The 14,266-nt window shown below is 57.5% G+C and carries 9 protein-coding genes and 1 pseudogene; 8 read left to right on the top strand and 2 right to left on the bottom strand.

Features of this window, described 5'->3' with window-relative positions; all coding sequences use genetic code 11:
- The 5 genes and pseudogenes from ACI2JR_RS14175 to glgP form a co-directional block, all read left to right on the top strand.
- A pseudogene (locus tag ACI2JR_RS14175) lies at positions 1-105 on the top strand (1,4-alpha-glucan branching protein); the annotation flags it as partial.
- On the top strand, positions 102-2,078 hold the full coding sequence (gene glgX, locus ACI2JR_RS14170; protein WP_462478809.1) for a glycogen debranching protein GlgX: 1,977 nt from the start codon (positions 102-104) through the stop codon (positions 2,076-2,078). The pseudogene ACI2JR_RS14175 and the gene glgX, both read left to right, overlap by 4 nt.
- A gap of 80 nt (positions 2,079-2,158) precedes the next feature.
- The gene (glgC, locus tag ACI2JR_RS14165; protein ID WP_132731594.1) at positions 2,159-3,454 is read left to right on the top strand and encodes a glucose-1-phosphate adenylyltransferase; all 1,296 of its coding nucleotides are present in this window, start codon (positions 2,159-2,161) and stop codon (positions 3,452-3,454) included.
- Positions 3,454-4,887, top strand: coding sequence for a glycogen synthase GlgA (gene glgA, locus ACI2JR_RS14160; protein ID WP_462478808.1), 1,434 nt, complete (start codon positions 3,454-3,456; stop codon positions 4,885-4,887). The genes glgC and glgA overlap by 1 nt, the downstream gene beginning before the upstream one ends.
- Before the next feature lie 17 nt (positions 4,888-4,904).
- Positions 4,905-7,352 carry a glycogen phosphorylase gene (gene glgP, locus ACI2JR_RS14155; RefSeq protein WP_132731596.1) on the top strand — a complete coding sequence of 816 codons (2,448 nt, stop codon included), beginning with the start codon at positions 4,905-4,907 and terminating at the stop codon, positions 7,350-7,352.
- A gap of 69 nt (positions 7,353-7,421) precedes the next feature.
- Here the strand turns inward: glgP and glpD are convergent, their stop codons facing one another.
- A complete protein-coding gene (glpD, locus tag ACI2JR_RS14150; protein WP_132731597.1) occupies positions 7,422-8,930 on the bottom strand; it encodes a glycerol-3-phosphate dehydrogenase in 1,509 nt (502 codons plus the stop codon).
- 216 nt (positions 8,931-9,146) lie between these two features.
- On the opposite strand from glpD, the gene glpE reads away from it, so the two are divergent.
- From glpE to ACI2JR_RS14135, 3 genes are all read left to right on the top strand, one after another.
- Complete coding sequence (gene glpE / locus ACI2JR_RS14145; protein WP_462478807.1) at positions 9,147-9,473, top strand: thiosulfate sulfurtransferase GlpE; 327 nt, start codon at positions 9,147-9,149, stop codon at positions 9,471-9,473.
- Positions 9,474-9,550: 77 nt separating this feature from the next.
- Positions 9,551-10,381 carry a rhomboid family intramembrane serine protease GlpG gene (glpG, locus tag ACI2JR_RS14140; protein ID WP_462478806.1) on the top strand — a complete coding sequence of 277 codons (831 nt, stop codon included), beginning with the start codon at positions 9,551-9,553 and terminating at the stop codon, positions 10,379-10,381.
- Positions 10,382-10,449: 68 nt separating this feature from the next.
- Positions 10,450-11,208 (top strand): DeoR/GlpR family transcriptional regulator, encoded by a 759-nt coding sequence (locus tag ACI2JR_RS14135; RefSeq protein ID WP_004868507.1) that lies wholly within the window; start codon positions 10,450-10,452, stop codon positions 11,206-11,208.
- 6 nt (positions 11,209-11,214) lie between these two features.
- Here ACI2JR_RS14135 and malT read toward each other — a convergent pair whose 3' ends face one another.
- Positions 11,215-13,920 carry an HTH-type transcriptional regulator MalT gene (gene malT, locus ACI2JR_RS14130; RefSeq protein ID WP_462478805.1) on the bottom strand — a complete coding sequence of 902 codons (2,706 nt, stop codon included), beginning with the start codon at positions 13,918-13,920 and terminating at the stop codon, positions 11,215-11,217.
- Between the last annotated feature and the right edge of the window lie 346 nt (positions 13,921-14,266).

Below are 14,266 nucleotides of genomic sequence, written 5' to 3'. Positions count from 1 at the left end.
GGCGGCGTGGCAAGCGAGGCGATCGCCAGCCACGGGCGGGAGCATTCGCTGTCGGTGACGCTGCCGCCGCTGGCGACAATCTGGCTGGTGCGGGAGGCGCAATGACGATACTCGCGGCAGGAAAGCCCGCGCCGTTGGGCTCCAGCTATGATGGTAAGGGGGTGAACTTCACGCTCTTTTCCGTCCATGCCGAACGAGTGGAACTCTGCGTGTTCGATGCGCAAGGGAACGAGCAACGCTTCGATCTCCCCGCGCGCAGCGGCGATATCTGGCACGGCTGGCTACCCGGCGCCGGTCCAGGATTACGCTACGGCTATCGCGTTCATGGGCCGTGGGATCCGGCGCAGGGGCATCGCTTTAACCCGGCGAAACTGCTGCTCGATCCGTGCTGTCATCGGGTCGATGGCGAGCTGCCTGATGATGAGCGGCTCCACGGCGGTGACCCGCATCCCGACAACCGCGATAGCGCGGCGATCGCGCCGAAATCGCAGGTCGTGGATCTGCATTATGACTGGCAGAACGACGCCCCGCCGCGGACGCCGTGGGGCCAGACGGTTATCTATGAAGCGCATGTTAAAGGGCTGACCTGGCTGCACCCCGACCTGCCAGAGGCGATTCGCGGAACCTATAAAGCGCTCGGTCATCCGGTGATGATCGATTATTTCACCACCCTTGGCATTACGGCGCTGGAGCTGATGCCGGTGGCGCAGTTCGCCAGCGAACCGCGCCTGCAGCGCATGGGGTTGAGTAACTACTGGGGCTACAACCCGCTGGCGATGTTCGCGCTCGATCCGCGCTATGCCAGCGCGCCAGCGCGCGCGCTGGATGAGTTTCGCGATGCGGTGAAGGCGCTGCACGCTGCGGGGATCGAAGTGATCCTCGATGTGGTGCTGAACCACAGCGCGGAAATCGATCTGGAAGGGCCGACCTTTTCGCTGCGCGGGATCGATAACCGTATCTATTATTGGTTGAGAGACGATGGCGATTACTACAACTGGACCGGCTGCGGGAATACGCTCAACCTCAGCCACCCCGGGGTGGTGGAGTATGCCCGCCAGTGTCTGCGCTTTTGGGTCGATGAGTGCCACGTCGATGGTTTTCGCTTCGATCTGGCCTCGGTGATGGGGCGTACGCCGGAGTTTCGTCAGGATGCGCCGCTGTTTGAGGCGATCCGTAACGATCCGCGGCTGTCCGGGGGGAAGCTGATTGCGGAGCCCTGGGATATTGGCGCCGGGGGCTATCAGGTCGGTAATTTTCCACCGCTGTTTGCCGAATGGAATGACCATTTCCGCGACGTCGCAAGGCGCTTCTGGTTGCAGCAGAATGTGTCGTTGGGCGAATTCGCCCGGCGCTTTGCCGCCTCCAGCGATGTCTTTCAGCGTAACGGGCGTCAGCCTGCGGCGGCGGTGAATCTGGTGACCGCCCACGACGGGTTTACCCTGCGCGACTGCGTTTGTTTCAATCAGAAGCATAATGAGGCGAACGGTGAAGAGAATCGCGATGGCACTAACAATAACTACAGCAGCAATCATGGTATAGAGGGATTAGGCGGCAGTCTTGACGTGATTGAGCGGCGGCGGAACAGCATCCATGCCCTCCTGACCACGCTGCTGCTGGCGCAGGGCACGCCGATGCTGCTGGCCGGTGACGAACACGGCCATAGCCAGCATGGCAACAACAATGCGTACTGCCAGGACAATGCATTGACCTGGCTTGACTGGCGGCAGGCAAACCGCGGGCTGACCGCATTTACCGCCGCGCTCATTCATCTGCGGCGCTGCATACCGGCGTTAACCGACAATCGCTGGTGGCAGGAAGGGGACGGCAACGTTCTCTGGCTCAACCAGCATGGGCAACCGTTAACGGCCGACGAATGGCAGCACGGCGCCGCGCGCATGCAAATACTGCTCTCCGACCGCTGGTTGATAACGCTGAATGCCACCCCGGAGGTGGCGAATATGGCATTACCCGTGGGGGAATGGCACGCCGTTCCTCCTTTCGCCGGAGAGGACAATCCGGTCATCATGGCTGTCTGGCATGGGCCCGCGCACGGAGTGTGCGTATTTCAAAGGTCGTAAGCCCTGAAGCTTCCGGTTGCACTCGCGGCGGCTGCGCGGTGAGAAGGACGGGAAGGCTGGGATGTAAAAAGGAGTTAATCATGGTTAGGCTAGAAAAGAACGATCCGTTGATGCTGGCGCGTCAGCTGCCCATCAAAACCGTGGCGTTGATTCTTGCGGGCGGACGCGGTACCCGGCTGAAAGATTTAACGATTAAGCGTGCCAAACCGGCCGTCCATTTTGGCGGTAAGTTTCGCATAATCGATTTCGCATTATCTAACTGCATTAACTCAGGTATTCGTCGCATCGGCGTGATCACCCAGTACCAATCACACACCCTGGTACAGCATATTCAGCGTGGCTGGTCGTTCTTTAGCGAAGAGATGAACGAGTTCGTCGATTTGCTGCCGGCGCAGCAGCGCGTGCATGGTGAAAACTGGTATCGCGGTACGGCAGACGCGGTGACCCAAAACCTCGATATCATTCGCCGATACAAGGCGGAATATGTGGTGATCCTCGCCGGTGACCATATCTACAAGCAAGACTACTCGCGCATGCTGATCGACCATGTCGAAAAAGGGGCGCGCTGCACCGTGGCCTGTATGCCGGTGCCCATTGAAGAGGCATCCGCGTTTGGCGTCATGGCGGTAGATGAGAGCGATAAAATTATCGAGTTCGTCGAAAAACCGGCCACCCCGCCGGCGATGCCGAGCGATGCCAGCAAATCGCTGGCCAGTATGGGTATCTATGTCTTTGATGCCGATTATCTTTATGAGCTGCTGGCCGAGGATGATAACGACGAAAACTCCAGCCATGATTTCGGCAAAGATATCATTCCGAAGATAACCGAAGCTGGCATGGCTTATGCACATCCTTTCCCACTCTCCTGCGTGCAGTCCGACCCGGATGCCGAACCGTACTGGCGTGACGTGGGGACGCTGGAAGCCTACTGGAAAGCGAACCTTGACCTGGCCTCGGTGACGCCGGAGCTGGATATGTATGATCAGGACTGGCCGATTCGAACCCATATGGAGTCGCTGCCGCCGGCCAAGTTCGTGCAGGACCGCTCCGGGAGTCACGGCATGACGCTGAACTCGCTGGTTTCCGGCGGCTGTATTATCTCCGGCTCCGTGGTGGTGCAGTCGGTGCTGTTCCCGCGCGTGCGGGTGAACTCATTCTGTAACATTGATTCGGCAGTCTTATTGCCAGACGTGTGGGTGGGGCGTTCATGTCGCCTGCGCCGCTGCGTGATCGATCGCGCCTGTGTGATTCCGGAAGGGATGGTGATCGGTGAACACGCGGAAGAGGATGCGCGTCGGTTCTACCGCTCAGAGGAAGGTATCGTGCTGGTTACACGCGATATGTTGCGGAAGTTGGGGCATAAACAGGAGCGATAATGCAGGTTTTACATGTATGTTCAGAGATGTTCCCGCTGTTAAAAACCGGCGGTCTGGCGGATGTAATCGGCGCGCTGCCTGCGGCGCAAATCGCTGAGGGGATTGATACGCACGTGCTGCTGCCGGCGTTCCCGGATATTCGGCGCGGTGTAACCGATGCGCAGGTCGTGACGCGCAGGGAGACCTTCGCCGGGCGCATGACGCTGCTGTTTGGTCATTTTAACGGCGTGGGGATCTATCTCATTGATGCCCCGCATCTCTATGACCGTCCAGGGAGCCCCTATCACGATACCCATCAACATGCTTACACCGACAACGTGCTGCGTTTTGCGCTGCTGGGTTGGGTAGGCAGCGAAATGGCCTGCGGGCTGGACCCCTTCTGGCGTCCTGATGTCGTCCATGCCCACGACTGGCATGCCGGCCTGACGCCGGCCTATCTGGCGGCGCGCGGACACCTGGCTAAATCGGTCTTTACGGTACACAATCTGGCCTATCAGGGGATGTTCTACTCCTGGCACATGAACGAGATCGAACTGCCATGGTCGTTCTATAACATGCATGGTCTGGAGTTCAACGGTCAGCTCTCCTTCCTCAAGGCGGGCCTTTATTATGCCGACCATATTACGGCGGTCAGCCCGACCTACGCTCGCGAGATCACCGAGCCGCAGTTTGCCTACGGAATGGAGGGACTGCTGCGCCAGCGCCAGCATGAAGGGCGGCTATCGGGGATTCTGAACGGCGTGGACGGCAACATCTGGAACCCGGAAAGCGACCTGCTGCTGGCGGCGCGCTATGACCGCGACTGTCTTGAAGATAAGGCGGAGAACAAGCGTCAGCTGCAAATTGCGATGGGGCTAAAAGTGGACGACAAGGCCCCGCTGTTCGCCGTGGTCAGCCGTCTGACCAGCCAGAAAGGGCTGGATTTAGTGCTTGAAGCGCTGCCGGGCCTGCTGGAGCAGGGCGGGCAGCTGGCGCTGCTGGGGGCGGGCGATCCGGTACTGCAGGAAGGCTTCCTCGCCGCGGCCGCCGAACACCCGGGTAAGGTGGGCGTACAGATTGGTTATCACGAAGCCTTTTCCCACCGCATTATGGGCGGCGCCGACGTGATTCTGGTCCCCAGCCGCTTTGAACCCTGCGGCTTAACGCAGCTGTATGGCCTGAAGTACGGCACGCTGCCGCTGGTGCGGCGCACCGGCGGGCTGGCGGATACCGTGACCGACTGTTCACTGGAAAACCTGGCCGATGGCCTGGCCAGCGGTTTTGTGTTTGAAGACAGCAACGCCCTCTCGCTACTGCGGGCGATTCGGCGCGCATTCGTGCTGTGGTCGCGCCCGTCGCTCTGGCGTTATGTGCAACGTCAGGCGATGAATATGGATTTTAGCTGGCAGGTGGCAGCGCACTCGTATCGCGAACTTTATCAACGCTTGATGTAACCACAGGAGTCATTGCGATGAATGTACCCTTTAGCTACGCATCACCCACGCTGAGCGTTGAGGCGTTAAAGCACTCTATTGCCTATAAGTTGATGTTTATCATCGGCAAAGATCCGGCTATCGCCAACAAGCATGAGTGGCTCAACGCCACGCTGTTTGCCGTTCGCGACCGTATGGTGGAGCGCTGGCTGCGTTCTAATCGCGCCCAGCTTTCACAGGAAGTTCGTCAGGTTTACTATCTGTCGATGGAGTTTCTGATTGGTCGTACTCTCTCTAATGCCTTGTTATCGCTGGGTATCTATGAGGATGTGAACAGCGCGCTGGAAGAGATGGGGCTGAATCTTGAAGAGCTGATCGATGAAGAGAATGACCCGGGACTGGGCAACGGCGGGCTCGGGCGGCTGGCTGCCTGCTTCCTCGACTCTCTGGCGGCGCTAGGTCTGCCGGGTCGGGGTTACGGCATTCGCTACGACTACGGGATGTTTAAGCAAAACATCGTCGACGGGCGGCAGAAAGAGTCGCCGGATTACTGGCTGGAATACGGTAACCCGTGGGAATTTGAGCGCCATAACACCCGTTACAAAGTTCGCTTCGGCGGTCGTATTCAGCAGGAAGGAAAACACGCGCGCTGGGTTGAAACCGAAGAGGTTCTCGCCGAAGCCTATGACCAGATTATCCCTGGTTTCGATACCGACGCCACCAACACGTTGCGCCTGTGGAGCGCCCAGGCCAGCAGCGAGATCAACCTCGGGAAATTTAACCAGGGCGACTACTTCGCGGCGGTCGAAGATAAAAACCACTCCGAAAACGTATCCCGGGTGCTGTACCCGGATGACTCGACCTATTCCGGGCGCGAGCTGCGTTTGCGCCAGGAGTATTTCCTCGTCTCCGCTACGGTGCAGGATATCCTCAGCCGCCATTATCAGCTGCATCGAACCTTCGCCAACCTGGCGGACAAAATTGCGATTCACCTCAACGATACCCATCCGGTACTGTCGATTCCGGAGCTGATGCGCCTGCTGATTGACGAACACAAGTTTAGCTGGGATGAGGCGTTTGAAGTGACCTGTCAGGTCTTCTCTTACACCAACCATACGTTGATGAGCGAAGCCCTGGAGACCTGGCCGGTCGATATGCTGGGGAAAATCCTGCCGCGTCATTTGCAGATTATCTTCGAGATCAATGATTATTTCCTCAAGACGCTGCAGGAGCAGTATCCCAACGATACCGCGCTGCTGGGGCGCACGTCGATTATCGATGAGTCCAACGGGCGCCGCGTACGGATGGCCTGGCTGGCGGTGGTGGTGAGCCATAAGGTGAACGGCGTCTCCGAGCTGCACTCGAGGCTGATGGTGGAGTCGCTGTTTGCCGAGTTTGCGAAAATTTTCCCGATGCGCTTCACTAACGTGACCAACGGCGTCACGCCGCGGCGCTGGCTGGCGCTGGCGAACCCGCCGCTGTCGAAGGTGCTGGATGAGAATATCGGTCGCACCTGGCGCACCGATTTAAGCCAGCTGCAGGAGCTGGAGCAGCATATCGATTACCCGACGGTGAATCTGGCGGTGCGTCAGGCGAAGCTGGAGAACAAACAGCGGCTGGCGAACTTTATCGCTCAGCAGCTTAACGTGGTGGTGAATCCAAAAGCGCTGTTTGATGTCCAAATTAAGCGTATTCATGAGTACAAACGCCAGCTGATGAACGTGCTGCACGTTATTGCCCGCTACAACCGCATTAAGGCCGATCCTGACGCGGAGTGGGTACCGCGAGTGAATATCTTTGCCGGCAAAGCGGCTTCGGCTTACTACATGGCCAAGCACATTATTCATCTCATTAACGACGTGGCGGCGGTGGTCAATAACGATCCGCAGATTGGCGACAAGCTGAAAGTGGTATTTATCCCGAACTACAGCGTCAGCCTGGCCCAGCTGATCATTCCGGCAGCGGACCTCTCCGAGCAGATCTCGCTGGCGGGAACGGAAGCTTCCGGGACCAGCAACATGAAGTTCGCCCTCAACGGGGCGTTGACCATCGGTACTCTCGACGGGGCCAACGTCGAGATGCAGGAGCACGTCGGCGAGGAGAATATCTTTATCTTCGGTAATACCGCGGAAGAGGTGGAGGCGCTGCGCCGTAACGGCTACAAGCCGCGGGACTACTACGAGCAGGATCAGGAACTGCACCAGGCGCTGACGCAGATCGGCACCGGTCTGTTCAGCCCGGCGGAGCCGGGGCGCTATCGTGACCTGCTGGACTCGCTGATCAACTTTGGCGACCACTATCAGGTACTGGCGGATTTCCGCAGCTATGTGGATTGTCAGGATAAGGTGGATGAGCTGTATCGTCACCCGGAGGAGTGGGCCACCAAAGCGATGCTCAATATCGCTAATATGGGCTATTTCTCATCTGACCGTACGATTCAGGAGTACGCCGACCATATCTGGCATATCGATCCGGTTAGGCTGTAGCAGAGCGCACAGACAAAACGGGGCCCGAGGGCCCCGTTTTTTATCGCGCTTTGCCGTTCGCCGCGTGGCTTACGAGGCCAGAGAAAGTTCAGACTTTCCCACGTGCTGCGCCAGCCATTCGCTAATCCGCGCCTGCTGCTCCTTGCTCAGCCACATCCCCTGCTTGGTGCGGCGCCAGATCGCGTCATCGAGGCTGCGTACCCATTCATGCTCTACCAGGTATTGCAGCTCGGCTTCGTAAAACTCATGGCCAAAATCTTCGCCGAGATCGGCCAGCGATGTGGCCTGCGCGAGAAGCAGCTCGCTGTTGCTGCCGTAGGTGCGGGCGTAATGCCGCGCCATTGACTCGCTGATGAAGGAGAAGCGGCGGCGCAGTTTTGCGGCGTAATCGTCACGATCGCCGTCGATATCGCCGCCGGGCAGCACCGCGGTTTTGGTCCAGGCCGGGCCGATGCCTTTGTAGTATGGCGTCAGTTTTTCCAGCGCATGCTCGGCCAGCTTACGATAGGTCGTCAGCTTACCGCCAAATACCGACAGCAGCGGAGCCTGACCCTGTTCATCATGAATATCCAGGGTGTAATCACGGGTGATGGCCTGCGGTGAATCCGATTCGTCATCGCACAGCGGGCGAACGCCGGAGTAGGTCCAGACGATATCATCGCGGGACAGCGTCTTTTTGAAGTGCGCGTTATAGGCATTCAGCAGGTAGCCGATCTCCTGGTCATCGATCGCCACTTTTTGCGGATCGCCGTTGTATTCCACGTCGGTGGTACCGATGATCGAGAACTCATCCATCCACGGGATCACGAATACAATACGCTTGTCTTCGTTTTGCAGAATATAGGCCTGCTTCTGGGTATGTACCCGCGGTACCACGATGTGGCTGCCTTTAATCAGGCGAATACCGTACGGCGAGCGCAGGTGCATGCCTTCGTCAAAGAAGTGTTTGACCCAGGGACCGGTGGCGTTGACCAGGCCACGCGCCTGCCAGGTAAATTTCTCGCCGCTGTCGATATCTTCCGCCTCGACGATCCACAGGCCGTTTTCGCGTTTCGCGGAGATGGCGCGGGTGCGGGTACGCACCTCACCGCCTTTACGCACCACCATTTGCGCGTTAGCCAGTACCAGACGCGCATCGTCGACCCAGCAGTCGGAATATTCGAAACCGCGCACAATTTCAGGTTTTAGTACCGATTCTGCGCCAAATCGCAAGCTGGTTGAGCCGGGCAAACTGGTGCGTTTACCCAGATGGTCGTACATAAACAGACCAATACGGATCATCCACGCCGGACGCAGGTGCGGGCGATGCGGCAGGCGAAAGCGCATCGGGAAGGCGAGATGCGGCGCCATTTTTAACAGCACCTCGCGCTCGGCCAGCGCCTCGCTGACCAGACGGAATTCGTAGTGTTCGAGGTAGCGCAGCCCGCCGTGAATCAGCTTCGAACTGGCGCTGGAGGTGGCGCAGGCGAGATCGCGCGCTTCCAGCATCAGTACGGATAAACCACGCCCGGCGGCGTCTGCCGCGATACCGGCACCGTTGATGCCTCCCCCTATCACAATCAGATCTTTGGTTTCCACGTTCGCTACCTCTGGCACTTTCGTTTAAGCTCACAAATGTTCGATATCGCTCAATATAGCAAACAAACGCGCCTTTGGTAACATCAAAAAAACATTTCAGAGTGATGCATGTAACATATTGGCGTTTATTTCCCGTCTGACGGTAAACTAGACAGTAGAATCATGACCGGTTACCCGCCAGCAATATCACTCCGCTATATATAGAGAACAGAGCACATGGATCACTTTGAATGTATCAACGTAGAAGAAGCGCACCAGAAGCTGCAGCAGGCGATGGCAGTGTTGGTGGACATCCGCGACCCGCAAAGCTATGCGATGGGACATACGCCGGGTGCGTTTCATCTGACCAACGATACGCTGGGCGCGTTTATGCGGGATAACCACTTTGCGACCGCCGTGATGGTGATGTGCTACCACGGCAATAGCAGTAAAGGCGCCGCGCAGTACCTGCTGCAGCAGGGCTATGACAAGGTTTACAGCGTAGATGGCGGGTTCGATGCGTGGCATCGTCATTTCCCGGCGGAAGTCGAACACGGCTTGTAACAGGCCTTCGCGTCCTGCAACTCGCATGCGTTAGAGTATATACTAGCCCCCTTTGTGTGGAATAAGCGATCCGCTGTATGTTAATGATTACCTCTTTTGCTAACCCGCGCGTGGCCCAGGCGTTTGTCGACTACATGGCGACGCAGGGTATTATCCTGACCATTCAGCAGCATGATCAGAGCGACGTCTGGCTGGCGGATGAGAGCCAGGCGGGGCGGGTGCAGGCTGAACTGACGCGTTTTCTGGAAAACCCCGCCGACCCGCGCTATCTGGCGGCCAGCTGGCAATCCGGGCACACCAATAGCGGCCTGCGCTACCAGCGCTTTCCCTTTTTTGCCACCCTGCGCCACAACGCCGGGCCGTTTACATGGGCGATTCTGCTCGTCTGTATTGCGGTCTTTGCGCTGCAAAATATTCTCGGCGACCAGCCGGTAATGCTGCTGCTAGCCTGGCCGTATGACCCATCATTAAAGTTTGAAGTCTGGCGCTACTTTAGCCATGCTTTCATGCACTTCTCGCTGATGCATATTCTGTTTAACCTGTTATGGTGGTGGTACCTCGGCGGGGCGGTGGAAAAACGCATCGGTAGCGGCAAGCTGGTGGTGATTACCGTCATTAGCGCCCTGTTGAGCGGGTTTGTGCAGCATCAATTTAGCGGCCCCTGGTTTGGCGGTTTGTCCGGCGTGGTGTATGCGCTGATGGGCTACGTCTGGCTGCGGGGAGAGCGGGATCCGCAAAGCGGCGTCTATCTGCAGCGCGGCTTGATACTCTTCTCTTTAGTATGGTTAATTGCTGGATGGTTTGATGTTTTCGGCATGTCGATTGCGAACGGCGCGCACGTGGCGGGTCTGCTGACCGGGCTGGCGATGGCGTTTGTCGATACGCAACATGTGCGAAAGCGAACATAGAGACTCCTCATCAGGCGGTCTGCAACGCTCGCGCCTTTCTACGAGTCTTATAATCCCAGGGATATTTCATGAAACAAACACAACGTCATGACGCCATTATCGAGCTGGTAAAAAAACAGGGATATGTCAGTACGGAAGAGCTGGTCGAGCAGTTTGCCGTCAGCCCACAGACCATTCGTCGTGACCTGAATGACCTTGCCGAACAGAAGATGATCTTGCGTCACCACGGCGGGGCGGCGCTGCCTTCCAGTTCGGTGAATACCTCCTGGCATGACAGGAAGGCCACCCAGACTCAGGAAAAAGAGCGTATCGCCCGTAAAGTGGCCAGCCAGATCCCCGATGGCGCCACGCTATTTATTGATATCGGCACCACGCCGGAAGCGGTCGCGCACGCGCTGCTTGAGCATAACGATCTGCGTATCGTCACCAACAACCTTAACGTCGCCACCACGCTGATGGTGAAAGAGGACTTCCGCATTATTCTGGCGGGCGGCGAACTGCGCAGCCGGGACGGCGGTATTATTGGCGAAGCGACGCTGGATTTTATCTCCCAGTTCCGCCTCGATTTCGGCATTCTCGGTATCAGCGGCGTGGATAGCGACGGTTCGCTGCTGGAGTTTGATTACCATGAGGTTCGCACCAAACGCGCGATTATCGAAAACTCACGTCACGTGATGCTGGTGGTGGACCATTCGAAATTCGGCCGGAACGCGATGGTGAATATGGGCAGCATCAGCATGGTCGACGCGGTCTACACCGATGTGATGCCGCCGGCAGGCGTACTGAAGGTGATTACGGATAACAACCTTCAGCTGGAGCTGTGCTAAACGGCGTCAGACGCCATATCCCATCATTTTAAGCAACCGCTGGGCATGCTGAACCGCATCCTGGCGGTGGGCGACTCCCAGCTTTTGGTACAGGTTACGAATATGGGTTTTAATGGTTGTCGCCGCGACGTCGAGCTCGCCGGCGATCTGCTCGTTGCTGTAACCGGAATAGATCAGGCCTAATACCTGCCATTCACGCTGGGTCAGCGGGCTGGTGCGAATCAGCTCCGGAACTTCCGGATGGCTGAGCAGGCGCTCGACGAAACCTTCATCGAAATGGGCAAACTTGTGGCGATGATGCTGGTTGATATCGCGCAGGATACGCTGGGCGCGGTGCTGTTCCAGCTCCGGCAGCGTATTCAGCTGAATCAGCTGACGTAGCTGCTGCGCCATGGCTTCGCCTTCAATAACAAAGTGGTTGATGAACCCGGTGCGGTTGGCCAGCGCGAGCGCCTCCAGCAGGACTTTTTGCGCTTCACTCTTGCGCCCCGCCTGCCAGTAAAGCTGGTTGAGCAGCAGAAGGTTGCGGTTAATATCGCTCATCAAACGCAGAGAGCGGGCATTGTCGTTCAACTCTTCCAGTACCATTTCCGCCGAGTCGAAATCACCCAGCAGAATCTGCGCCCGGGCGATGTTGCGCCACTGGCTTTGCAGGAAATGGTTATTGGCGAATTCGGGTTTCGGCGTCTGGCGCAGCCAGTTGGCCGCCGCGGCTTTATCGCCGACCATCTGCCAGTAGATCACCCGGACTTTATCGGCATTCGACACCCAATCGCTATGGTAGTTGCCGTTACCGAGCAGGTTTTCCAGGCGATTCAGATGGCTGCGGGCGTTATCCAGATCGCCGCGCGCCAGCGAGCATTGCACCATTAATGCCAGACACTGCAGCTGCTGTTGCGGTTGATAGGTTGCGAGGACATTCATCCCATTACGCGCCGACGCCTCCGCTTCGTCCAGCCGCGCCCAGGCCCACAGCAGCTGGGCACGAATGCGCAGCAGAAATTCATGCATCGGCAGCTGTTCGAGGTGTTGTTCGCGGATCAGCTGGAACGCTTTTTCCTGAACCTCCCACGCGGCCTGCAGGAAACCCTGAGCAAACAGAATCTCGCTTTGCTGGATCATGCTCCACAGCGCGTAGTGCCAGATATCGTGGCGGCGGGCCATCTGTTCCGTTCGCTGCATCACCGCCAGCGATTTACTCAGCTGGCCTTTGCAGTGCAGCACTTCGCCGTGGACCGAGGTGGCGACGATGCGGCTGTAGTAGCTGGCCAGCGGCAGCTCTTCTAATGCCACCATCGCCAGGCGCTCGGCCTCTTCCTGATCGCCGGCATTAATGGCCACCTGCGCCCGCAGGGCGTTGAAATCGCCGTGCATCGCGGTATCCATCTTCACATCCATCTCCTGCTCGGCGCGGGCCAGCAGGGTGTTGACTTCACTGTAGCGATGCTGGCTCTGCATCAGCCAGGCCTGCAGCAGAATCAGCCGCGGGTTTTCCAGCAGATTGGACCACGGCAGCGCCGCCAGCGACTGCTCGAGCAGCCCCAGTTCGCTGTGGTTGAACATTCCCCAGGCGTGATTGAGCAAAATGTCACGCAGCATTTTCGCGTCGCCGGCGGCCAGCGCGTGGTGGATCGCTTCGCTGGGGAAGCCCAGCGCCATCCAGCCTTCGGCGGCCGAGCGGTGAATTTCCGGTAATTCGGTCGCCAGCTCCCACTGGCAGCGCTGGCGCAGGAAGTTGCCGAATAGCGGGTGATAGCGGAACCACTCGCCGGAGTCGTCCATTCGCTGCATGAACAGCCCCTGCCGTTCAATCTCTTCCAGCTGCATCTGACCGTTCTCTTCTCCGGTCACACGCACGATGAGCGCATCGTTCATTGAGCGCAGCAGCGCGCTCTTCAGCAGCACGTTGCGGGTGCGGGCGTCGACATTATCCAGCACCTCATCCACCAGGTAATCGGAAAGATGGCTGGCGTTAATTCCGGCAAGGCGACGAGCGGAGTGTTGCGCGGAGGAGTTATTCTGACGGGCAGAGAGGGCGATCAGCTGCAGCGCCGTGGCCCAGCCGGCGACGTCGTCGCACAGCCTGCTGCTGTCGTCCGCCTCAATGGGCGAGGCCAGACGACAATCGAAGAATTGTTTGGCTTCCTGATGGGTAAACGCCAGCTGTTGGCTGCCGATCTCCAGCAGCTGATCGCGTACGCGCAGGTTGGCGATACCCAGCTGCGGCAGGTTACGCGACAGCACCACCAGGGTCATATTTTCCGGCTGATGGCGGAGGAAGAAGCGCATTGCGTCATGGATCACCGGGTTATTGATCAAATGATAATCGTCAATCACCAGGAACAGCGGACGCTGCCAGTCGGCAAGCTCAATGAACAGCTGTGCGAAAAGCGAGGGCAGGCTGGCATACTGGCGTTTTTGCACCATGGTTTCGCTGGCGACGCAGTGGCCGCCGGTCGCCTGCTGAATAGAGGCGATCAGATAACTGGCAAAACGCTCCTGTTGGTTATCGCCTTCATCCAGCGAGAACCACCCGAGTTCATTTTTCCCCGCCGCCCATTGAGAGATGAGCGTGGTCTTGCCGTACCCAGCCGGGCTGGTGACCAACACGAGACGGTAATTGTTGGCGCCGGAAAGTTTCGCCAGGAGTCGCTCGCGAACCACGGTGTGTTCAAGGCGGACTGGTCGACTTAATTTAGACGGAATCAACATAGTTAATCATTTCGCTGTGCAAGAGAGGATTTGCGATTTTTTTTGCGCTTCGTAATTAATAACTAATAAGGTCGGCGATATTGAAAATTATTGCAAGTTATGTCCGATTTTTATGCTCTTGAATTTGCACCAGCTCACAAATTCAAAATTACAACACCTGCTTTATAAAACCGGTACCAGTGCGCGTGGCTTCTGGGTTTCACCGCGTTTCGGGTAGGCGAAAATCAGTGCCACTCCAGTTTTTCGTAGTTGTATGTTTTTATTAAGTTAATGTCAGTAAAATCTTATAAATCATCGATTCAAGGTATTTTTGTCAGCAATCAGGGTTATTTTTAGACAACGCTTG

Origin of the sequence: Klebsiella sp. NPDC088457, from assembly GCF_044900465.1 — a bacterium.
Taxonomy (GTDB): domain Bacteria; phylum Pseudomonadota; class Gammaproteobacteria; order Enterobacterales; family Enterobacteriaceae; genus Klebsiella.
This window is presented reverse-complemented; position numbering and strand designations above follow the sequence as displayed.